The sequence below is a fragment of the Variovorax sp. 3319 genome (assembly GCF_031456585.1).
GTDB classification, from domain to species: Bacteria; Pseudomonadota; Gammaproteobacteria; order Burkholderiales; family Burkholderiaceae_C; genus Variovorax; species Variovorax paradoxus_P.
Genome location: NZ_JAVDUZ010000005.1, coordinates 57,142 through 75,708, shown reverse-complemented (window position 1 = coordinate 75,708; position 18,567 = coordinate 57,142). Strand labels below are relative to the sequence as shown.

Below are 18,567 nucleotides of genomic sequence, written 5' to 3'. Positions count from 1 at the left end.
CATGCACGCGATTTCCGAAAAGAAGCGCGCTCGGCGGCTCGGCATGCTGCGCCGCCGCGCAGCGCACCTGCAGCGCCGGATCGAGGCAGCTGTGGAGAAGCGGCTGAGCTACGACGAGGCCGAACTCACGGCGCTCCGCTGGGCGCTGGCCGAGCTCGATCCGCAGCCTCAAGCGATCGGCGGTGCCGCGTGAACCGGCACATAGCTCGAGTGTTCCTGGCGCAGGCGCGACGCGTGAATGGCCGGGAGAGGTCAGCCGGGGCTCACCTTGAGCTCAAAGCTGTCGGGCCTTTGGTGCAGGACCATACCTCCTGCACCGACGAGCGTGCTGTATGGAAGTTCAGCTCCATGCTGAGCCAAAGCAGCACCGACAACCCGCTCGCATTCAACGAACTCGCGGAGCGACAACTCAATCGCGTCGATCCTCGCATTGGCACTATGTGCAGCCGCGATCTTCTCGGACAAGCGCTCTCGCTCTTGTACTGCGCGGCTTTTAATCATCGCCACCCAGACATCAGGGATTTCAAGAAGCGGTACCTCGGCGAGGACGTCGCACTGGGCTTGGAAACCCTCAAACGTTCTTGTGAACAATTGAATGTCAGCTACTTGGAGCCTGGCTACTTTCAGCGCCTGGATGCACCCGAGGTTGGCGACCGCGATCAGCTTCAGCTTTCGGACGTCATCTGCACGCTGGAACTCCAATGTGGCAACCCGAGCCTTTCGGACCTGGTACCAAACGGCGTAGGCTCCAGCGAGGATGGCGATCACGGCTCCAATCGCCTGCACCCAGCCCGACCACTCCGCTTTGGTCATGCACAGCGGCCACCAATCGATCCAGAGAAAGCAGTACTCGGGCGCAGACATTTCGGTTCTCCTCGTTTGGCGCGCATCCTATCGCGCGCCGCAGCTGCTGCCTCAATCCTCCAGGTCGAACTGCATCTGCAGCGTGCGGATGATCTGCGCGATGTCTGCGCGGTGCGTGCCTCGGTCGCTGACAACGCGAACGGTCCAGTTGGGCCCGCCTTCCTCCGCTGGGATTCCGATCACCCCGCCACGGTGCACGTCGGTCTGCTGACCTCGAAGGCCTGGCAGCGCCTCGATGCGCATGACCAACATCTGCTTCAGCTGCGCGGCGGTACGGGTCGGCTTGGCCATTTATTGCTCGTTGGCAAAGGCGAGCAACTCGGCACGCGCCGACTCGAGGTATCTCAAGCCCAAGACCAAGTTTTGTCTTGTGCTGAGATAGTGACCCAAGAGGTTTTTTTCGTTGAGCGTGGTGAGTGTGGGTGCAGAAACGACGTAGTCGAGGAGGAGGATCACCTTCTTCAACGCCGCCACTCCGTTGGCCATGGTCGCGGCTGCATTCGGGACCGCGCCCGCCAAAAGCAGCATTTGCTGTTCCGTAGGCAACTCAGCCTTGGCGAAGAGAATTTGAAAGTGGCGCGCTCGCTCAACTGCCGTTGGGTGACCCGGAAGCGTGTGTTCGGCGAGCATTGCTGTAGCCGTGGCAATCAGCGTATGCACCTTCGAATCGGTGGATGCTCCGACCACCATTACGGTAGCGCGAGCGGTCCTTTGCGCTTCTTTCTTGTCGGCATGCCGCTGCCATGCAGCGATTCCGACGGCAGCCAATATTGCTGCAACAGACCCCACCGCTTGTACCCAAGCTGGAGCGTCTGCCCTTTCGCTCCAGTGGCCAATTGCCGCCCAGCCTGGATAGATCGCCAGCGCCAACCCACCGAACAGGCATGCGAGCACGGTCGCGCCGATCGACGCGCCGGTCGTTCCCAGTTCCCTCTTCATCTCTTCGTCCTCCAGAGGATCTGAGTATGCAACTTCTCGACACCTCCCCCCGGCGCATCCAAGCCAACGAGTATCAGCCGATTCAGATGCCGGCAACCACTGCGGTAGAGCGGCCGATCTTGTTCTCCGCACACATGGTGCGCGCGCTGCTCGACGGCAGCAAGACGCAGACGCGGCGTGTGGTGAAGCCGCAGCCGGTAGAGCACCCCGCTTTCGCCGGCGGCGCCTTCATCCAGCACAAGCGGCTCGGCGAGATCGGTATCGGTGCGCTGGTGCCGGAGGTGATGCCCTACGGCGGCATCGGGGACAGGCTATGGGTGCGCGAGTCATGGCAAGGCCCGCTCGTCGACGGCGACACCTTTGAACGGAGCGGAGGCAGCATGTTGGCGTTCCAGAAGCCGGAGTACTGCCGCTACGCTGCCGACGGCGGACCGCGGCCCGAGTACCTAGACGCCGACGATCGGCCGCGGCAGGGCTGGAAGCCGGGCATTCACATGTTCCGCTGGGCCAGCCGCATCACGCTCGAAATCACCGGCGTGCGCGTCGAGCGCCTGCAGGACATCAGCGAAGCGGACGCAAAGGCCGAAGGCTGCGACTGCCTGACGTGGGACGGGGAGCCTGGCCCGGCCGATCTGTTCGATTGGCCCCTGAAGACCGTTAACCGCCCTTGGGCAAACGGATACGCGCTCCTGTGGGAATCGATCAACGGCGACGGCACCTGGGCCGCGAATCCCTGGGTATGGGTGATCGAGTTCCGGAGGTTGCCGTGACTGCGCCACACGAGCCCATCACCCCTTGGAATCCATCGCGCCGCGCCACCGCGCGCGTGAAAAACCCGCTGCCGGTACCGGACTGCTGCCCGACTTGCGGCTCCAAAGTCTGGATCGGCTCGAACGCCACCATCTACGGCGGCCGCGAGTATGGCGAGTGGCCCTGGGCCCTGATGTGCACAGGCTGCGACTCCTACGTCGGCCTGCACCCGTTCACCGGCATTCCGCTCGGCACCTTGGCCACGCCCGAGATCCGCGCGGCCCGGAAGGAGGCGAAAGCAGCCTTCAACCCGCTGTGGGAAGGCGACGGTGCGCAGATGACCCGCACGGCCGCCTACGGCTGGCTCGCGGCCGCGCTGGGCATCGAGAACGTCGCGGAATGCCATATCGGGTGGTTCGGCGTCGACCAGTGCCGCGCCGTCCTTGCGGCCATCAAAGCCCGCGGCGCCGCGCCGGCACACCGCCACACCTGCCACTGGCCCGGCTGCTCACGAGCGGTTCCGCCCGCCATGTGGGGCTGCAGCCCGCACTGGTTCACGCTGCCGAAGGCGCTGCGCGACGACATCTGGCGGACCTACCGGCCCGGCCAAGAGATCACGAAAACCCCCAGCGAAGCCTATGTCGCCGCCGCTCGCGCTGTGCAGCAGTGGATCGCCCATCACCAGAAGGAAAAAGCAGCATGACGCATACCTCCGCCCTCTTGGAAATCAGCCCGGCCGCGCACGCAGAAATCGCGCAGTTGCTGCGCGCAGCAGGCTACGACCACGCGATCTATCACGGTCAGCTCGACATGAAGGGCCTCGCGCTAATCGCCGCAACACCGGACGTCTCGAGCGAAGCGCTTCGTGAAGTCGGCCGGGCATGGGCGCGTACCCATGGTCACGAGTATCCAGGTGAGAGCGCGGACGCCTACGTGGAAGGCCACCGCGCCGCCCTCACCCAGCCCACCACCGTGCAGCGGGCAGAGCCGGAAGGCTGGCGCGAAGCGCTCCAGTTCTACGCCGACCGCAGCCACTTCAACATCGCCGAAGAAGACGCGTGGGACACCGTGAGCGGCGAGCCGTCGAACTTCTGGTGCGACGAGGCCGGCACCGCCACCGTTGAAGACGGCACCGTAGCGGCCATGGCCCTGCGCGGAACCCCTTTGCGCGATGAGGAAGAAGCCCCTCCCGCAGGCGATAGCGTCGATGCGCCCGTGCAGCAGGCGGCGGCGATGAACGCGGCGTGGAAGTTCAACGCTCTCTATGCTGACACCGAGGTGCGCGCTGTCACCGACGACAGGCTGCTCGCAGTCATCCATGCCGGCAGCGAGCAGCGCCGCATCGTCGCAGCGCTCAAGGGCGAGCAGCCGTTTCAGAAGCGCGTGCAGCCTTGGCTGCTGGCATGCTTCGGCGAAATGATTGCCGGCGACCGCGAGGAGCGAAATCACCGGTTCATCGAAGAGGCGCTCGAGCTGGTGCAGGCCTGCGGCTGCACTGCCAGCGAAGCGCACCAGCTTGTCGACTATGTCTTCGCGCGGCCGGTGGGCGAGAAGGCGCAGGAGGTCGGCGGCGTCATGGTCACGCTCGCCGCGCTGTGTCTGGCGCAAGGCCTCGACATGCACGCCGCGGGCGAAACTGAACTGGCGCGGATCAATGCGCCAGACATCACCGCGAAGATTCGCGCGAAGCAGGCCGCCAAGCCAAAGCATTCGCCATTGCCCACCGCCCTCTCGCCGGCCGTGCAGCCGCGGGCAGAGAGAGCCGGCCCATGACCTTCGACCTCTTTGCAGACATTGAGCCGGCCGCTGCGCCGAAACCCTCGGCGCCGCCCGTCTGCCCCGCGCGCGCCGGGGGCGAAGACTTCACCATGCAGCCGACAGGCGACGTGAACCGCTGGCTCTATCGTGGTGTACCCGTGATCTTCGACAACCGCAGAAAGCCTGGCTCTCAGGTCGGCATCTGGCGCACGGTCGAGGGCATCGGCCGCGACGCGATTCACAGCGACGACCGCATCGTGGTCTGCCGCGCCATTGATGCGTACCTTGCCGGGGCCGGCACATGAGCTGCCGCGCCACCATCATCAGCGCGATGCCAGGCACGCAAGCGCAGATCGCCCAGCGTGTGCAGCGCAGCATCAAGACCGTGAGCATCGAGCTCGGCACCCTGGTGCTGGCCGGGCGCGAAGCCCACATAGGCGACTGGCTGCAGCAGCCGCGCGGAGGAAAGCCGATCGCCATCTACTTCGCGGGCCCCGGCGCGAACATGCCGCGACCGCCGCTCACGCGCGCGGCGCTCTATGCGAAGCGGAGCCGGGTCCGCAGCCCCTACGAGCAGCCGCACCGGGGAGCCACCGCGTGACGCGCACTTTCAAGGTGAAAGGCGAAGACGCGTTCGGCGTTGAACTGGAGCGCACCGGCGACCTGGTGCTGCTTCGCACTCATACACCCGGCTGGCCGTTCCCCGCAGAGCGCACGCTGCCGCGCGCCGACCTGGTCTGGATCTGCGGCGACCCGGAACCCACCACGGCGCCTTCCGAGGGCAACACTCAAGAAGTCTGATCCGGCACTTTTGCATTTTTTTACATGACTACAGACCCGAATCGCCCCGACATGAGCGACGAAGAAATCGACCTGATCTGCCACGGTCTGACCCAGAACGCGGCCAAGGTGCGCCATCTGCGCCGGCTCGGGCTCCGCGTCGACCGGAGGCCCAACGGCAGGCCTCTAGTAGCGCGCATCGAGTGGGCGCGCCTGTATGGTCCTGCCGCTACATCGACGCCGCCAGCTGCGAGCAACGGTCCGCGCTGGAAAACACCGGTGGGAGCACGCTGATGGGCAGGGTTCGAGATCGCGCGTCGGCGGCCGGGCTGCTGCCGCGCATGGAGGCCCGGCCGTGGTCCAACGGCAAAACGGTCACCTACCGGTTCCATCCGGTCGGTGGCAAGCCGATCAACCTCGGGACGGACCTCGCGGCCGCGCTGCGCAAGGTGTTGGACATGAACGGCGGAGCGCCTGGGGACGGCATGGGCACCCTCCGATGGGTGTGGACCAGGTTCCAAGAGTCGCCACGTTGGAAAAAACTTACACAAGGCACCCGGGATGACTACGCGCTGGCGTGGAAGCAGATCGACGATCGGCTCGGCCACATGCACATGACCGAAATCACCACCACCGTGGTGGCGCACTATGTGCACATCGAGCGCGCGGGGTCGCCCCGGCGCGCCGACATCGAAAAAAGCCTGCTTTCGCGGCTTTTCGGCCACGCCATCAAGCTCGGCGTGTGCACGATCAACAGCACCATCGGAGTCGAGCCGCACGGCAGCGAGGCACGCACCGAGGCGCCAGATCCCGCCGTGCTTGCGCGATTCCTGAAGTGGCTGGGCGAGCAGACGCCGCAGCGCCAAATCATCGGCATGGCCGCGGAATACGCCAGCCTGGCCGGGAATCGGAAAGTCGAATTCCTGCCCCTCACATGGCCCCAGGTCGACCGGAAGGCAGGCGAAATCCGCGTTTTCCGTGCGAAGCAGCGCGGCAAGAAGCGGGAGCGGATCGTGGAAATCATCGCGATCACGCCGGCGCTCGGCGCGCTCCTGGACCGCCTACATGAGCTGCACCTGCAGCGCGGCGTGGACTGCCTGTATGTGTTTCCTACCCGCGACAATAACGCCTACTCGGCCCGCGGATTCAAGACGCTTTGGCAGCGCTGCGTGGTTCTCGCAATAGAGAAAAAGGTGTTGGCCGAAAGCGACAGATTCACTTTCCACGACCTGCGCGCCTATTACGCGACGCTTCACAAGCAGGTGCACGGTGAACTGCCCGACCTGCACACCAATCCCGCGACCACGGCTAAGGTGTACGACCGCAACAGAGAGGTACGCCGCACATCGCTATGACCCCGCACACCGTCGAAAGCATCATGGCCGGCGCCGCCGAATCGCCTTTCTGGTCCCAGGTCGACATGTCGGGCGGGCCCGAGGCCTGCTGGCCATGGAAGGGCCCGGTGGATTCGGACGGCTACGGTTACGAGGGCCGAGAGCGTGTGCACCGCACGGCCTGGGAGCGCTTCAACCGCGAGTCCTTAAAACCGGGTGAGGTGGTCATGCACTCGTGCGACAACCCGCCATGCTGCCACCCCGACCACGTGATTGCGGCCCGTCAGCGCGACAACAATGCGGACCGTGCTGCAAAAGATCGCGGAGCAAAAGGCGAGGAAAACGGACGCGCGGTTTTGACCGAAGCCGAAGTATTGGAGATATTCAATTCAATTGGGTCTTACGCCGCAATTGGAAAGAGATTCAATGTCAGCAAGTGGAGCGTCCGTGACATTAAGACCGGCAGGAACTGGGCCTGGCTGACAGCGGCGAATTCCCACGGTGGGAATAAGGAGCCGGGTCGGTAGCGGCGCCGCTATCTTTGCGATAGCAGAGTAGCGAGGCTACATGCGCGAAATTTTGGGGTGGCTGATGGGACTCGAACCCACGACGACCAGAATCACAATCTGGGACTCTACCAGCTGAGCTACAGCCACCGAAGAGCCCGCAATTGTAGCGGCAAAAAAGTCCGTTTTGCCCACCAAGCCATCGGGAACCCCTGAAATCCTTTCAACCCGCCGCCAAAGGGCCCGCCGGAGCGCCTTGCTCGATCTTGATGGAACCATCCGGCCTTTCGCAGGTGCCGATCAGCAGGCCGCTGGCGAGCGCGTGCTCACGCAGCGCCTCAACTATCTCGTCACGCCCTGGCGTCGAGGAGAACGGCGGCGCGCTGTCCAGCGCAAACAATTGAAAAGCATAGCGGTGCGCGCCGTGCCCCGGCGGAGGATCGGGCGGGAGCCATGCAGCCTGCAGCCCGGAGTTGCGCCCGACATGCAGGCCGGTGGCTCCTTCGTTGTCGCCACCGGGAATGGCAGCCTCGTCGAGCTTTCCATCGCTCGGCCGCAACCCTACGACGATCGCATGCACCAGCGGATTGGGCGTCGGGGAATCGGCATCCTCGACCACCAGCACCAACGAGGTTGTTTCCGCCGGCAGGCCGGCCCATTGAAGCGGCGGCGACAAGCCCTCGCCGTCGGCCGTGTAACGCGAAGGCAGCGGTCCATGGTCCGCAAAGGCCACGCTGGTCAGCGCAATCGAGGCCGTCCCCTGCCGCATGCCGAGCGTATTGAAAATAATCTTGTCCAGACCCGCACGCATTCCGTGCAATGCATGGCCGATGACTTCAGGCAACTTTTCGAGCATGCTTTCGGTATAGCCCCGCGCGCCAGCTCACCCTGTAGGACGCGGCTGCAAGCGAGAGATGGCTGTAGTCCGCGTCAAATTTCTCGATCGCCGATTCGATGTGCTTTCCTGCTCTTGGCGGCGGTTTTGCTCCGCTATCATGGTCTCCGCCTGAATCGACCAGGCACGCTTTTACCGCTTGACTTCAATTCACCGCCAAAGGAACTTCTTCATGAGCATCGTCTGGACTATTCTGATCGGGTTCATCGTGGGTCTCGTCGCGCGGGCAGTCAAGCCGGGCGATGATTCCGCGGGCTTCATCGTGACCACGTTGATCGGCGTTGCAGGTTCATTGATCGTGACCTATGTCGGCCAAGCCATGGGCTGGTACACCGCAGGCCAGGGAGCCGGCTTCATCGCATCGGTGCTCGGCGCGATCGTGCTGCTCATTCTTTACGGCCTCATCAAGCGCAAGAGCTGATTTTGCGCAGTGCGCACTGATGCCGCGCAAGACAAGAGCCAAGCATCATGTCTACGTGGTCGAGCTTGACGATCGCGTTTGGAACCATGGCCGCTTCCGGCGGGCCAATCCCGACTATCAACTCGGCAAGCCTTTCGTCTATGTCGGAATGACCGGGCTCGATCCCGACATTCGCTTCGACAAGCACAAAGCCGGCATACAGGCGAACAGCTTCGTGCAGGAATTCGGCCTTCGGCTGTTGCCGGCGCTCTACGAACGCTACAACCCCATGAGCTACGAAGACGCGCGTTCGATGGAGGTAGAGCTCGGCATCAGGCTGCGCGCGAACGGCTATGGCGTCTGGCAGGCCTGATCTGACGCCCCGCGCCCTCGGGGGGTCAAGTGTAGGTGACCCAGCCTTCGTAAGCCGGAGCGTCCAGATGCGGCAGCGTGTTGTACGTCACCAGCATGTGGCGCTTGGGCGTAAATGCAAACTCCGTCACCGCGGTATTGCGGATACGAAGATTGAGTTCGATGGTGGTTTCCGGGCTCGTGCCAAGCACGTGGCCCACCGCTGTGCTGATCGGCCCGCCGCTCGACACCACAAGCACCTTGGCGCCATGATGACGGTCGCGCACATGGTCGAGCGCCGTCGTCACGCCCGCCAGAAAATCGACATAGCTCGGCATGCCGGCGGGTTGGGTCTTGCCTTGCATCCAGGCCCCGAGGCCGTCGCGCAAAAGGCGAAAGTGGTGCCGGTACATCTCGGGCGAATCCGGTTTCTCGAGCTTGCCTTCATGAATGGTGGCAATGACGGCTTCGCTGTCGTACTCATTGAGCCCTGGCCACGGGAGCACGTCGTCGCGCTGCAGGCCGAGCCCCTTGGCAATGCCCTCCCAGGTTTGCCGATGGCGCTTCAAGGTGCCGGTGATCACGGCATCGAAATGCATGCCGCGTTCGCGCCAGTATTCACCCAGGCGCACCGACTGCTTGTGCCCAAGTTCGCTCAGGTTGTCGTAGTCGGCAGCGCCAAAACTGGCCTGCCCATGGCGCACGAGGTAGAGGGTTCCCATGCACACGATTCTGGCGACAAGCGCATTGCGCGCTTGTCCCTCGTGCGACGAAACGCCGTGCCGGCGTCGCGCCGCTGACCCGGACGCGACACGGCGCGCTTGTGGGTCAGCGTGCTACCGGCAGCGTGTCGGCCGGCTTCGGCACGAGGATCTCGGCCTTGAAGCGTTCCTTCAGCAGGTTGTAGTACGCAACGTCCTCCGCGGCTGCCACCGACTGGCCGATTTGCGCGTTCTCTTGCTGCGCCTGCTCAGGTGCCGACGCCGTGCGCGGAACAACCTTGGTCACGCGAACCACCGCATAGCCTTGGGTACCCAGATCGACGCCCACCAACGCGGGCAGCTTCGATGCGTCGGCGCGCAGTGCGGCATCGATGACCGTGAGGGGCTGGTTCTTCGATTCGCGGCGCGAAACGGTAAGCGGCGTGCCGAAGCTCGCATCGTCGGCTTTCGTGGTCCAGGCGGCGAGCTTGGCTTCGCCTTCGGCCTTGGCCAGCACCGCTGCGCGCTCGGTAACGAGCTGTGCACGGATCTTGTCTTTCACTTCGGCCAGGGGAACAGGATGTGCGGGCGAATACTGCGTCACACGGCCGGACGCCAGCTGGTTCGAGCCGACCTCGATGGCTTCGGTGTTTTGCTTGCGCTCCAGCGAATCGGGAGCAAACAACGCGCTCAGGAAATTACGGCTCGCCAGCGGGCCGGTGGCACCCGGTGCCGGCGTGCGGGCCACATTGGCGGCCGTCTGGATGGTGAGCTTCAGCTTCTCGGCCGCCGGCTTGAGGCTGTCCGGCTGCTGGTACACCGCATCGGTGAAGGCTTCTGCAGCCTTTGCGAACTCCTGCGTTGCCTGCTGTGCACGAACGTCGTTCTCGATGGTGGCGCGCACCTGCTCGAACGGAGGCACCACAGCCGGCTTGATGTCGGTCAGGCGAATGATGTGGTAGCCGAACTCGGTTTCGATCAGGTCGCTGATGTCGCCCTTCTTGAGCGCGAACATCGCATCGTCGAATGGCTTGACCATGGCGCCGCGGGTCACGAAATCGAGATCTCCGCCTTTTTCGGCAGAGCCCGGGTCTTGAGAGTTCTTGCGCGCAACATCGGCAAAAGTAGCCGGCGCCTTCTTCACTTCAGCCAGCAGCTGCTCGGCCTTTGCCTTGGCCTTCTCGCGATCGGCCGCCGATGCGCTGGCCGGCGCGGTAATGAGAATGTGGCTGGCGCGGCGCTCTTCCTTGGTGCCGAAGCGCGCCTTGTTCTGTTCATAGTAAGACTTGAGGTCGGCCTCGTTCACCGACACGTTCTTCTTGGCTGCCTCGAGGTCGAGCACAAGGTATTCGATGCTGGCCTGCTCGGGCGCCTGGAACTGTGCCGTGTGGTCCTTGTAGTAAGTCTCGATGTCGGCATCGCTGATCGTTACCTTCGACGCAAAGCTCTCCGGGGCGAAGCGCGCCACCTGGATTTCGCGGCTGTCGTAAAAAGCGTTGATGGTGGCGGCTGCCAGTGCAGGCGGCGTGAATGCCGTACCCGAAATGCCCAGCAGCACCTGCTGCGTTGCAAGGTCGGCACGCATCGAGGCTTCGTACTGCTCCGGCGTGCGGCCGGTCACGCGCTGAAAGGTCTCTCGGTCAAACTTTCCGTCGGGCGTGCGGAATGCTGCAAGGCCGGAGTCCTGCGCAAAGATGCGGGACAGACGCTCTTCGGAAATGGTCATGTTCGACTTGGCTGCAGCCGCCGCGAGCACGCGGTCGCGCACCAGCCGCTCCAGCGTGGCATAACGCATCACGTCGGAATCGAGCAGCGTCGGATCGACGTTGGGCGACTGCTGCCGAATGCGGTCGACCTCGTTGCGGTGCTGCATATCCCATTCGGAACGGGTGATGTTGTGGCCATCGACACGCGCAACCTTTTCCTCGTTGCCGGAGCCCTGGTAGCGGTCCACGCCAAAGAGGACGAACGAGGGAATGATCAGCAAGAACAAGAAAATCATGACGATCTTGTTGTACTTGCGGAAGAAATCAAACATGCTTGAACACTCTCTAGCGACGGATGTCGAACGGCAATAAAAAAGGCGAACCTGTGTTCGCCTTTGGATCGGTGGTGGTGGGTGCTGAGGGGCTCGAACCCCCGACCTACGCCTTGTAAGGGCGCCGCTCTACCAACTGAGCTAAGCACCCCACCGGGAAACTCTCCTAGTCTACGTCTTAGTTGAGCGCGTCTTTCAGCGCCTTGCCCGGACGGAACTTCGGAATCTTGGCTGCCTTGATTTTAATCGCGTCGCCGGTCCGGGGATTGCGGCCGGTGCGAGCGGCCCGTTTGCCAACAGCGAAAGTGCCGAAACCGACCAGCGACACGGAGCCGCCTTTTTTGAGCGTGGTACGAATGGCGCCGATGGTGGATTCAAGCGCGCGCGTGGCGGCTGCCTTGGAAATATCGGCGTTTTTTGCGATGTGCTCAATCAGTTCGGTCTTGTTCACAAGGGCCCCTTGTCGAAGAAATAAAGTTGGTCGGCTTTCGTCAGTGCGACCCCGGCCACGAAATGACGCGGCGCAAGAAATTTGGCAGGACTGACGCCTCGGCAGCGCGCTGCCAGCGAGGATTACAACCACTGGTCTGCAGGGTGTCAATACGACACGAGGCCATGCAGAACAGCGGAGCGCGCGATTTTAGGGGCGTTTCGTGAACTCTATTTAAAGCGCTTCGGCAATTGCCTTGCCAAGGTCGCTGGTGCTCGCGTTTCCGCCGATGTCGGGCGTGCGCGGTGCTCCGCTTTGGGGCGCGAGCACCTTTTCGATGGTGGCAAGAATCGCGTCGTGAGCCTCCTTGTGCCCAAGGAACTCGAGCATCATTGCGCCGCACCAGATCTGCCCGATGGGGTTGGCGATGCCCTTGCCAGCGATGTCTGGCGCCGAACCGTGCACCGGCTCGAACAGCGAAGGCGTGGTGCGCTCGGGGTTCAGATTGGCGCTGGGCGCAATGCCGATGGTGCCGGTGCACGCAGGGCCAAGGTCGGACAGGATGTCTCCGAACAGGTTGCTGGCCACCACCACATCGAAGAAGTCGGGCCGCTGCACGAAGTGGGCCGTGAGAATGTCGATGTGAAACTTGTCGAGCTTCACACCCGGGTAGTTCCTGGCCATTTCTGCCACGCGCTCGTCCCAGTAAGGCATGGTGATCGAGATGCCGTTCGACTTGGTGGCGCTGGTCAGGTGCTTCTTGGGGCGCGACTGCGCCAGCTCGAAAGCGAACTTGAGCACCCGGTCGACGCCCACGCGCGACATCACCGTTTCTTGCACCACGATCTCCCTGGGCGTGCCTTCGTACATGCGACCGCCGATGCTGGAGTATTCGCCCTCGGTGTTCTCGCGCACGATGTACATGTCGATCTCGCCCGGCTCTCGCGGGGTGCCGTCACGGCGCACCACAGGAGCGATGATGCCGGGCATCAGCCGCGCGGGCCGCAGGTTGATGTACTGGTCGAACTCGCGGCGGAACAACAGCAGCGAACCCCAGAGCGACACATGGTCGGCAATCTTTTCGGGCCAGCCCACTGCGCCGAAGTAGATCGCATCGTGGCCGCCGATCTGGTCCTTCCAGTTGTCGGGCAGCATCTTGCCGTGCTTCTCGCAGTAGTCCCAGCTGGAGAAATCGAAGTGGTCGAACTTCAGGTCGATACCGAACTTGCGCGCCGCGGCATCGACCACGCGCAGGCCTTCGGGCATGGTTTCCTTGCCGATGCCGTCACCGGCGATGACTGCGATTCTGTGGGTGGTCATGATCTGGTTCCTTCTTGCTGAAGAGGGGGAGAAAAAAACTGGAGAGCCTCGGCAAGCAGTTCGCCGGGGGCCTCCTCTGGAACGTAGTGGCCGCAAGGCAATGCGCGGCCCGAAATCTGCCGGGCGCATTCGCCCCAGAGCGCCAGCACGTCGAAGCACTTGCCCACTGCGCCATGCTCCCCCCAGAGCACGCGCAAGGGTTGCTCGAGCCGGCGGCCGGCGGCGATGTCGGCACGGTCGTGCACCAGGTCGATGGTGGCGGAAGCACGGTAGTCGCCGCAAATGGACTCGGCCGTGCCCGCAATTGCGGCGCAGCGCTCGTACTCGGCCAGCACCTCGGGCGCAAAAGGCGCGAGCCCCGCATGGCGCCCACCCATCACGCTGCGCAGGTAGCGCACTGGGTCGGAGGCAATCAGCGCCTCGGGCAGTGGTGGCGGCTGAATCAGGAAGAACCAGTGCCAGTAAGCGCGGGCAAACGCCTCGGTGGTGTTCTCGTACATCGAGAGCGTGGGCGCGATGTCCAGCAGCATCATGCGGTCGACCGCAGCGGCATGGTCTGCCGCCAGGCGGTGCGCCACGCGCGCGCCGCGATCGTGTGCGAGCACGCCGAAACGCTCGAAGCCGTGGTGCCGCATGGCGGCAAGCGCATCGAGCGCCATCTCGCGCTTGCTATAGGCCGCATGTTCGGCGTCGTCTGCGGGCCGCCCCGATTCGCCATAGCCGCGCAGGTCTACCGCCACCACCGTGAACCGCTCGGCCAGCGCCGGCGCCACGCGATGCCAGATCAGGTGAGTCTGCGGATGTCCGTGCAAAAGCAACAAGGGCGCGCCGCGACCGCCGATGCGGCCATGGACGCGAACACCGTTGCGCTCGATGTCGAATTCAGGAAAGTCGAAGAAAGAAGCTGTCACGCGCCGATTGTGCGTTGCGCTGCCGCAGCCATCAAGCAACAATAAGCCAATTCATACTTTCCAATCCTGCATGAATCCATTGTCGATGGACCGGGGCGACCTGGAGCTGGTGATGGCCATCCGCGACCAGGGCAGCCTCGCAGGCGCGTCCGCCACGCTTAACGTGGTGCCCTCCGTGGTGACCAAGCGGCTTGGTGCGCTCGAAGCACGCCTGGGCCAGCGGCTGTTCGAACGCACCACGCGCCGGCTCAGCGTCACGGCTGAGGGCGAGGCGATTTGCCTGCATGCAAAAACGCTGCTTGAAGGTTTTGCAGCGCTCGAAAGCGAACTCGGCGAGCGGCAGAACGAACTCGTCGGCACGATACGGCTGGCAGCCACGTTCGGCTTCGGCCGGCGCTGGCTCGGCCCCGCGCTGGCAAGCTTCCAGGCACGGCACTCCGGGCTGCAGATCGAACTGCTCCTGACCGAGCGGCTTCCCGACCTTGGCGCCGAAGGCTATGACGGCGCGCTCTGGCTCTGGGCTGTGCAGCAACGCCGAGCGGCCGACTGGGTGACGCGCCGCATTGCTCGCAACCAGCGCGTGCTTGCTGCGTCGCCCGCATATATAGAGCGGCACGGCATGCCCGCCTCGGTCGACGCGCTGGGCACGCACGACTGCCTGGTGGCGCGAGAGAACGGCGAGGTCAACCAGCACCAGTTCGCGCTATGGACGCTGCGCCACGTGCGCGACGGCAGCACGGCACGCGTGCGCGTCCAGGGGCCTTTGACGAGCAATTCCGGCGAAATGGTGCGCGACTGGTGCCTGGCCGGACACGGGATCATGCTGCGCAGCCTGTGGGACATTGCGCCGCAGCTGGCTTCTGGCGAGCTGGTGCGCGTATTGCCCCACTACGCCATGCCCGACGCCGACATCCATTGGATTGCCCCATGGCGGCCCAAGACGCCGCGCCGCGTGCGCCTGCTGCTCGACCATTTGGCGGAACAGTTTCGCGGCGAGCCCTGGAAACCGGGCAAGGCCGGCTCGGCGCGCTGAAAGAGGCGCGCCAGGAAGAGGTCAGCGTTCGCTGCGCACCACCAGGCTCACGCCCGCCGCAGTCAGCCCGATGCCGAGCAGGGTCACCAACGTAATCGGCTCCCGGAACAGCAGCCAGGCCATCACCGCCGTGCACGGGGGCACCAGGTAGAGCAGGCTCGTGACCGCGGTGGCCGTGCCGCGCTGAATCAGCATATAGAGCAGCGAACTCCCGCCGAGTGAGAGCGCCAGCACCGACCAGGCCATTGCGCCGGTCGAGTACACGTTCCATTCGATGCCTTGCGATTCCATCGCGGCAAAGGGCAGCGTCACGAGCAACGCCGCCGCCATCTGCACGGCGCTTGCGCTTCGAACGTCGCAGGGCGCGACGAAGCGCTTCTGATACAGCGTGCCGGCGGTTATCGAAAGGAGCGCCATCACCGCGAGCCCCATCGTCAGCGCGCTGACCTCGGTGCCCTGCCCGAACTTGCGCGAAACCACGAGCACCAGGCCCGCAAAACCCAGGACGAGCCCGCCCCATTGGCGCTGCGAGATGCGACCGCCGGTGAATGAAAGCCAGATGGCTGTCAGCACCGGCTGAACGCCGACCATCAGCGCCACAAGCCCCGCGCCCATGCCCGCATGCACGGCCGCCCACACGCCGCCCAGATACCCCGCCTGCATCAACACGCCGGTGGCCGCAAGGTGCCCCCACTGCGCCCGCGCCTTGGGCCAAGCAACCCGCGCCATCGCGACCCAGATGCAGAAGCACGCGAAAGAAAGCGCATAGCGCACGGCCAGGAACTTGAGCGGCGGCGCATAGGGCATGCCGTAGCGCGCAACGATGAAACCCGTGCTCCATATGAGCACGAAGACTGCAGGCATGGCACGCAGCCAGCCCGAGCCACCCGGTCCGGCGGCCGCCGCCGTCATTTGCTGTGCGCCCGAATCTCGGGAATGGCCTTCTGCAGGTAATAGACCATCGACCACACGGTGAGCACCGCCGAGATCCAGATCAGCCACTGGCCCCAGAGGCCCGTGTCGATGACCTTGAACAGACTCCCGTCATAAAGCAGGAAAGGGATCGCGACCATCTGCACAGTGGTCTTCACCTTGCCGATCATATGGACCGCCACGCTCTTGCCGGCGCCGATCCGCGCCATCCATTCGCGCAGCGCCGAGATGGCGATCTCACGGCCGATGATGATCAGCGCCACGAACACGTCGGCACGCTGCAGGTGCACCAGAACCAGCAACGCGGCGCACACCAGGAACTTGTCCGCCACAGGATCGAGGAAGGCGCCAAAGGCCGAGGTCTGGTTGAGCTTGCGCGCCAGGTAGCCGTCGAGCCAGTCGGTGGCGGCAAAGACGATGAACATCACCGTGGCAATCAGGTTGCGCGTCGGCTCGGCCATCGGCAGGTAGAACACGCCAACAATCAATGGAATCGCGACGATGCGCGTCCAGGTCATGATGGTCGGGAGGGTCCAGAACATGCGGGCGATTGTGTCATGCACGCGTGACGGGCCGAAAGCCAGGGGGCAAATCGGCGTCAGTGCAGTGCGCGATAGATTTCCTCGGCAAGATCGGTGGCAATGCCTTCGACCGATGCGATGTCTTCGACGCTCGCGGCCGCCACGCCGCGAATGCCGCCGAAACGCTGCAGCAGGCGCGCCCGGCGCTTCGGGCCGATGCCGGGAATGTCCTCGAGCTGGCTGCCGCCCACGCGAACCTTGGCGCGCTTGGCCCGCATGCCGGTGATGGCGAAACGGTGCGCCTCGTCGCGGATCTGCGCAATCAGCATCAGCGCGGCGGAGTCCTTGCCCAGGTAGACCTTCTCGCGGCCGTCGGCAAACACCAGTTCCTCCAACCCGACCTTGCGGCCCTCGCCCTTCTCGACCCCCACGATGAGCGAGAGCGCCAGGCCCAGTTCGCTGAACACTTCGCGCGCCATCGACACCTGGCCCTTGCCGCCATCGACCAGCACCAGGTCGGGCATGCGCGCGGCCTTGGTCCTTGCCGGCGCGTCGCTGCCCGCGCCCGCGGCATCGCCCATGGGCGGCGCGTCGGTCTCTGCCGCCATGGCCTCGGCAAGCTTGCCGTAGCGGCGGTGCAGCACCTGGCGCATCGCGGCGTAGTCGTCGCCGGGGGTGATGCCCTCGATGTTGTAGCGGCGGTATTCGCGGTTCTGCATGGTGTGGTGTTCGAACACCACGCAGGATGCTTGCGTGGCCTCGCCCGCCGTGTGCGAGATGTCGAAGCACTCGATGCGGAAGTTGTCGAGGTCGTCGGGCGCGAGTTCGAGCGCGTCGGCCAGCGCGCGGGTGCGCGCCTGCTGCGATCCTTCTTCGGCCAGGAGACGTGCGAGCTGCAGGCCCGCGTTCGTCTCGGCCATTTCGAGCCAATGCCGGCGCTGCTCGCGCGGCTGGAACACGGCGGTCACGCGGGAGCCGGCCTGCTGCGAAATGGCCTCGATCAACTCGCGGCCGACCAGATGGCTCAGCACCAGGGTGGCGGGCACCGGCACGTCGATGTAGTGCTGGGCAATAAAGGCTTCCAGCACCTGCACCTCGATCGAATCGGCCGGCGCTGGCACCACGCCCTCCTCCGCATCGAGCTCGCCATGGTGTATTTGCGCGGCGTCTTCCACATGCACGGGAAAGTAGGCGCGGTCGCCCAGGTGCCGGCCGCCGCGCACCATCGCCAGATTGACGCAGGCCTTGCCGCCCTGCACCTTGACGGCGAGGATGTCCACGTCCTTGTCGGAGGCAATTTCAATCGACTGCTGGTGCAGCACGCGCGATATTGCCGACATCTGGTTGCGCAACTCGGCGGCCTGCTCGAACTCGAGCTTCTCGGCGTGGTCGGTCATGCGCGCCTCGAGCTTGGACAGCACGAGTTGGGTGTCGCCCATCAAAAAGGCTTCGGCGCTGGCCACGTCCTGCGCATACGCTTCAGGCGTGATGTAGCCCACGCAGGGTCCGGTGCACCGCTTGATCTGGTACAGCAGGCAGGGCCGTGTGCGGTTGGCGTACACCGTGTCTTCGCAGGTGCGCAGCTTGAACACCTTCTGCAGCAGCTGGATCGATTCCTTCACCGCCCAGGCGCTCGGGTACGGCCCGAAGTAGCGATGCTTCTTGTCGACCGCACCGCGGTAGTAGGCCAGCCGCGGAAACTCGTGCGAAGCGATCTTCAGGTACGGATAGCTCTTGTCGTCGCGAAACAGGATGTTGTAGCGCGGCTTGAGCGTCTTGATGAGATTGTTCTCGAGCAGCAGCGCCTCGGCCTCGGAGCGCACCACGGTGGTCTCCATGCGCGCGATCTTCGAGATCATGTGGCCGATGCGCGTGCCGCCATGGCTCTTCTGGAAGTAGTTGGCAACCCGCTTCTTCAGGTTGCGCGCCTTGCCCACGTAGAGCACCGCGCCGGCTGCGTCGAAATAGCGGTAGACGCCCGGCAGCTGCGGCAACGCCGCAACTTCGCTGAGCAATTGATCGGAATGCACGTCTGACATGGCGGCTATTGTGGCGCGCTGAAGAAAGCGAAAGGGCCGGCGGCCGGCACGGCCACCGCCCTTG

25 protein-coding genes and 2 tRNA genes are annotated in these 18,567 nt (G+C 64.3%); 13 read left to right on the top strand and 14 right to left on the bottom strand.

The genetic code is table 11. The annotated features are described in order from the left end of the window. Position 1 precedes the first annotated feature (1 nt). Positions 2-193, top strand: a complete 192-nt coding sequence (locus J2X67_RS11780) for a hypothetical protein (protein WP_309953205.1) — start codon at positions 2-4, stop codon at positions 191-193. A gap of 59 nt (positions 194-252) precedes the next feature. On the opposite strand, the gene J2X67_RS11775 is transcribed toward J2X67_RS11780, so the two are convergent. From J2X67_RS11775 to J2X67_RS11765, 3 genes are read right to left on the bottom strand one after another with little or no spacing between them, the layout of a single operon-like run. Continuing rightward, on the bottom strand, positions 253-864 hold the full coding sequence (locus tag J2X67_RS11775; RefSeq protein ID WP_309953203.1) for a hypothetical protein: 612 nt from the start codon (positions 862-864) through the stop codon (positions 253-255). A 51-nt stretch (positions 865-915) separates the two neighbouring features. After that, positions 916-1,155, bottom strand: a complete 240-nt coding sequence (locus tag J2X67_RS11770; protein ID WP_309953201.1) for a hypothetical protein — start codon at positions 1,153-1,155, stop codon at positions 916-918. Then, positions 1,156-1,803: a hypothetical protein gene (locus tag J2X67_RS11765; protein WP_309953199.1), complete on the bottom strand. Its 648-nt coding sequence runs from the start codon at positions 1,801-1,803 to the stop codon at positions 1,156-1,158. It abuts the gene before it with no gap. 86 nt (positions 1,804-1,889) lie between these two features. Between J2X67_RS11765 and J2X67_RS11760 the strand changes: the two genes are divergently transcribed. The 9 genes from J2X67_RS11760 to J2X67_RS11720 are packed head-to-tail and all read left to right on the top strand — an operon-like array spanning position 1,890 to position 6,952. Next, on the top strand, positions 1,890-2,573 hold the full coding sequence (locus J2X67_RS11760; protein ID WP_409050492.1) for a hypothetical protein: 684 nt from the start codon (positions 1,890-1,892) through the stop codon (positions 2,571-2,573). Next, entirely contained in the window at positions 2,570-3,256 is a 687-nt protein-coding gene (locus tag J2X67_RS11755; RefSeq protein WP_309953195.1) for a zinc-finger-containing protein, read from the top strand. Before J2X67_RS11760 ends, J2X67_RS11755 begins: the two co-directional genes overlap by 4 nt. Further along, positions 3,253-4,326, top strand: a complete 1,074-nt coding sequence (locus J2X67_RS11750; protein ID WP_309953193.1) for a hypothetical protein — start codon at positions 3,253-3,255, stop codon at positions 4,324-4,326. The genes J2X67_RS11755 and J2X67_RS11750 overlap by 4 nt, the downstream gene beginning before the upstream one ends. Beyond that, positions 4,323-4,616 carry a hypothetical protein gene (locus J2X67_RS11745; protein WP_309953191.1) on the top strand — a complete coding sequence of 98 codons (294 nt, stop codon included), beginning with the start codon at positions 4,323-4,325 and terminating at the stop codon, positions 4,614-4,616. Before J2X67_RS11750 ends, J2X67_RS11745 begins: the two co-directional genes overlap by 4 nt. Continuing rightward, complete coding sequence (locus J2X67_RS11740; protein ID WP_309953189.1) at positions 4,613-4,912, top strand: hypothetical protein; 300 nt, start codon at positions 4,613-4,615, stop codon at positions 4,910-4,912. The genes J2X67_RS11745 and J2X67_RS11740 overlap by 4 nt, the downstream gene beginning before the upstream one ends. After that, positions 4,909-5,112 (top strand): hypothetical protein, encoded by a 204-nt coding sequence (locus tag J2X67_RS11735; protein ID WP_309953187.1) that lies wholly within the window; start codon positions 4,909-4,911, stop codon positions 5,110-5,112. Before J2X67_RS11740 ends, J2X67_RS11735 begins: the two co-directional genes overlap by 4 nt. Before the next feature lie 51 nt (positions 5,113-5,163). Then, positions 5,164-5,385 carry a DUF4224 domain-containing protein gene (locus J2X67_RS11730; RefSeq protein ID WP_309953185.1) on the top strand — a complete coding sequence of 74 codons (222 nt, stop codon included), beginning with the start codon at positions 5,164-5,166 and terminating at the stop codon, positions 5,383-5,385. After that, on the top strand, positions 5,385-6,446 hold the full coding sequence (gene xerC, locus J2X67_RS11725; protein WP_309953183.1) for a tyrosine-type recombinase/integrase: 1,062 nt from the start codon (positions 5,385-5,387) through the stop codon (positions 6,444-6,446). Before J2X67_RS11730 ends, xerC begins: the two co-directional genes overlap by 1 nt. Continuing rightward, the gene (locus tag J2X67_RS11720) at positions 6,443-6,952 is read left to right on the top strand and encodes an HNH endonuclease (protein ID WP_309953182.1); all 510 of its coding nucleotides are present in this window, start codon (positions 6,443-6,445) and stop codon (positions 6,950-6,952) included. Before xerC ends, J2X67_RS11720 begins: the two co-directional genes overlap by 4 nt. A gap of 53 nt (positions 6,953-7,005) precedes the next feature. Here the strand turns inward: J2X67_RS11720 and J2X67_RS11715 are convergent. Both J2X67_RS11715 and J2X67_RS11710 read right to left on the bottom strand, forming a co-directional pair. Beyond that, positions 7,006-7,081, bottom strand: a tRNA-His gene (locus tag J2X67_RS11715). Between the two features lie 73 nt (positions 7,082-7,154). Then, positions 7,155-7,787 (bottom strand): YbhB/YbcL family Raf kinase inhibitor-like protein, encoded by a 633-nt coding sequence (locus J2X67_RS11710; protein WP_309953180.1) that lies wholly within the window; start codon positions 7,785-7,787, stop codon positions 7,155-7,157. Positions 7,788-7,998: 211 nt separating this feature from the next. Between J2X67_RS11710 and J2X67_RS11705 the strand changes: the two genes are divergently transcribed. Both J2X67_RS11705 and J2X67_RS11700 read left to right on the top strand, forming a co-directional pair. Further along, positions 7,999-8,247, top strand: a complete 249-nt coding sequence (locus J2X67_RS11705) for a GlsB/YeaQ/YmgE family stress response membrane protein (protein WP_281150088.1) — start codon at positions 7,999-8,001, stop codon at positions 8,245-8,247. 19 nt (positions 8,248-8,266) lie between these two features. Continuing rightward, positions 8,267-8,599 (top strand): hypothetical protein, encoded by a 333-nt coding sequence (locus tag J2X67_RS11700; RefSeq protein WP_309953178.1) that lies wholly within the window; start codon positions 8,267-8,269, stop codon positions 8,597-8,599. Between the two features lie 25 nt (positions 8,600-8,624). Here J2X67_RS11700 and J2X67_RS11695 read toward each other — a convergent pair whose 3' ends face one another. From J2X67_RS11695 to J2X67_RS11670, 6 genes are all read right to left on the bottom strand, one after another. Beyond that, positions 8,625-9,299, bottom strand: coding sequence for a histidine phosphatase family protein (locus J2X67_RS11695; RefSeq protein ID WP_309953176.1), 675 nt, complete (start codon positions 9,297-9,299; stop codon positions 8,625-8,627). 106 nt (positions 9,300-9,405) lie between these two features. Further along, entirely contained in the window at positions 9,406-11,316 is a 1,911-nt protein-coding gene (locus J2X67_RS11690) for a SurA N-terminal domain-containing protein (RefSeq protein WP_309953175.1), read from the bottom strand. A gap of 75 nt (positions 11,317-11,391) precedes the next feature. After that, positions 11,392-11,467: transfer RNA gene (locus J2X67_RS11685), tRNA-Val, on the bottom strand. Between the two features lie 27 nt (positions 11,468-11,494). Beyond that, entirely contained in the window at positions 11,495-11,767 is a 273-nt protein-coding gene (locus J2X67_RS11680; protein WP_007830705.1) for an HU family DNA-binding protein, read from the bottom strand. A gap of 213 nt (positions 11,768-11,980) precedes the next feature. Further along, on the bottom strand, positions 11,981-13,066 hold the full coding sequence (locus tag J2X67_RS11675) for a tartrate dehydrogenase (RefSeq protein ID WP_309953173.1): 1,086 nt from the start codon (positions 13,064-13,066) through the stop codon (positions 11,981-11,983). Next, the gene (locus J2X67_RS11670) at positions 13,063-13,977 is read right to left on the bottom strand and encodes an alpha/beta hydrolase (RefSeq protein ID WP_309953171.1); all 915 of its coding nucleotides are present in this window, start codon (positions 13,975-13,977) and stop codon (positions 13,063-13,065) included. Before J2X67_RS11670 ends, J2X67_RS11675 begins: the two co-directional genes overlap by 4 nt. Positions 13,978-14,047: 70 nt before the next feature. Between J2X67_RS11670 and J2X67_RS11665 the strand changes: the two genes are divergently transcribed. Then, positions 14,048-15,010 (top strand): LysR family transcriptional regulator, encoded by a 963-nt coding sequence (locus J2X67_RS11665; RefSeq protein ID WP_309953170.1) that lies wholly within the window; start codon positions 14,048-14,050, stop codon positions 15,008-15,010. Between the two features lie 21 nt (positions 15,011-15,031). On the opposite strand, the gene J2X67_RS11660 is transcribed toward J2X67_RS11665, so the two are convergent. From J2X67_RS11660 to uvrC, 3 genes are read right to left on the bottom strand one after another with little or no spacing between them, the layout of a single operon-like run. After that, positions 15,032-15,922, bottom strand: a complete 891-nt coding sequence (locus J2X67_RS11660) for a DMT family transporter (protein WP_309953168.1) — start codon at positions 15,920-15,922, stop codon at positions 15,032-15,034. Next, complete coding sequence (gene pgsA / locus J2X67_RS11655) at positions 15,919-16,485, bottom strand: CDP-diacylglycerol--glycerol-3-phosphate 3-phosphatidyltransferase (RefSeq protein ID WP_309953167.1); 567 nt, start codon at positions 16,483-16,485, stop codon at positions 15,919-15,921. The genes J2X67_RS11660 and pgsA overlap by 4 nt, the downstream gene beginning before the upstream one ends. Positions 16,486-16,541: 56 nt before the next feature. Then, positions 16,542-18,503 carry an excinuclease ABC subunit UvrC gene (gene uvrC / locus J2X67_RS11650; RefSeq protein WP_309953166.1) on the bottom strand — a complete coding sequence of 654 codons (1,962 nt, stop codon included), beginning with the start codon at positions 18,501-18,503 and terminating at the stop codon, positions 16,542-16,544. Positions 18,504-18,567: the final 64 nt, after the last annotated feature.

What these genes read in the sequence shown, in the direction of transcription:
- J2X67_RS11780 (WP_309953205.1), top strand. Translation starts at nt 2, where the DNA reads ATGCACGCGATTTCCGAAAAGAAGCGCGCTCGGCGGCTCGGCATGCTG.
- J2X67_RS11775 (WP_309953203.1), bottom strand. Translation starts at nt 864, where the DNA reads ATGTCTGCGCCCGAGTACTGCTTTCTCTGGATCGATTGGTGGCCGCTG.
- J2X67_RS11770 (WP_309953201.1), bottom strand. Translation starts at nt 1,155, where the DNA reads ATGGCCAAGCCGACCCGTACCGCCGCGCAGCTGAAGCAGATGTTGGTC.
- J2X67_RS11765 (WP_309953199.1), bottom strand. Translation starts at nt 1,803, where the DNA reads ATGAAGAGGGAACTGGGAACGACCGGCGCGTCGATCGGCGCGACCGTG.
- J2X67_RS11760 (WP_409050492.1), top strand. Translation starts at nt 1,890, where the DNA reads ATGCCGGCAACCACTGCGGTAGAGCGGCCGATCTTGTTCTCCGCACAC.
- J2X67_RS11750 (WP_309953193.1), top strand. Translation starts at nt 3,253, where the DNA reads ATGACGCATACCTCCGCCCTCTTGGAAATCAGCCCGGCCGCGCACGCA.
- J2X67_RS11745 (WP_309953191.1), top strand. Translation starts at nt 4,323, where the DNA reads ATGACCTTCGACCTCTTTGCAGACATTGAGCCGGCCGCTGCGCCGAAA.
- J2X67_RS11740 (WP_309953189.1), top strand. Translation starts at nt 4,613, where the DNA reads ATGAGCTGCCGCGCCACCATCATCAGCGCGATGCCAGGCACGCAAGCG.
- J2X67_RS11730 (WP_309953185.1), top strand. Translation starts at nt 5,164, where the DNA reads ATGAGCGACGAAGAAATCGACCTGATCTGCCACGGTCTGACCCAGAAC.
- xerC (WP_309953183.1), top strand. Translation starts at nt 5,385, where the DNA reads ATGGGCAGGGTTCGAGATCGCGCGTCGGCGGCCGGGCTGCTGCCGCGC.
- J2X67_RS11720 (WP_309953182.1), top strand. Translation starts at nt 6,443, where the DNA reads ATGACCCCGCACACCGTCGAAAGCATCATGGCCGGCGCCGCCGAATCG.
- J2X67_RS11710 (WP_309953180.1), bottom strand. Translation starts at nt 7,787, where the DNA reads ATGCTCGAAAAGTTGCCTGAAGTCATCGGCCATGCATTGCACGGAATG.
- J2X67_RS11705 (WP_281150088.1), top strand. Translation starts at nt 7,999, where the DNA reads ATGAGCATCGTCTGGACTATTCTGATCGGGTTCATCGTGGGTCTCGTC.
- J2X67_RS11700 (WP_309953178.1), top strand. Translation starts at nt 8,267, where the DNA reads ATGCCGCGCAAGACAAGAGCCAAGCATCATGTCTACGTGGTCGAGCTT.
- J2X67_RS11695 (WP_309953176.1), bottom strand. Translation starts at nt 9,299, where the DNA reads ATGGGAACCCTCTACCTCGTGCGCCATGGGCAGGCCAGTTTTGGCGCT.
- J2X67_RS11690 (WP_309953175.1), bottom strand. Translation starts at nt 11,316, where the DNA reads ATGTTTGATTTCTTCCGCAAGTACAACAAGATCGTCATGATTTTCTTG.
- J2X67_RS11675 (WP_309953173.1), bottom strand. Translation starts at nt 13,066, where the DNA reads ATGACCACCCACAGAATCGCAGTCATCGCCGGTGACGGCATCGGCAAG.
- J2X67_RS11665 (WP_309953170.1), top strand. Translation starts at nt 14,048, where the DNA reads ATGAATCCATTGTCGATGGACCGGGGCGACCTGGAGCTGGTGATGGCC.
- J2X67_RS11660 (WP_309953168.1), bottom strand. Translation starts at nt 15,922, where the DNA reads ATGACGGCGGCGGCCGCCGGACCGGGTGGCTCGGGCTGGCTGCGTGCC.
- pgsA (WP_309953167.1), bottom strand. Translation starts at nt 16,485, where the DNA reads ATGTTCTGGACCCTCCCGACCATCATGACCTGGACGCGCATCGTCGCG.
- uvrC (WP_309953166.1), bottom strand. Translation starts at nt 18,503, where the DNA reads ATGTCAGACGTGCATTCCGATCAATTGCTCAGCGAAGTTGCGGCGTTG.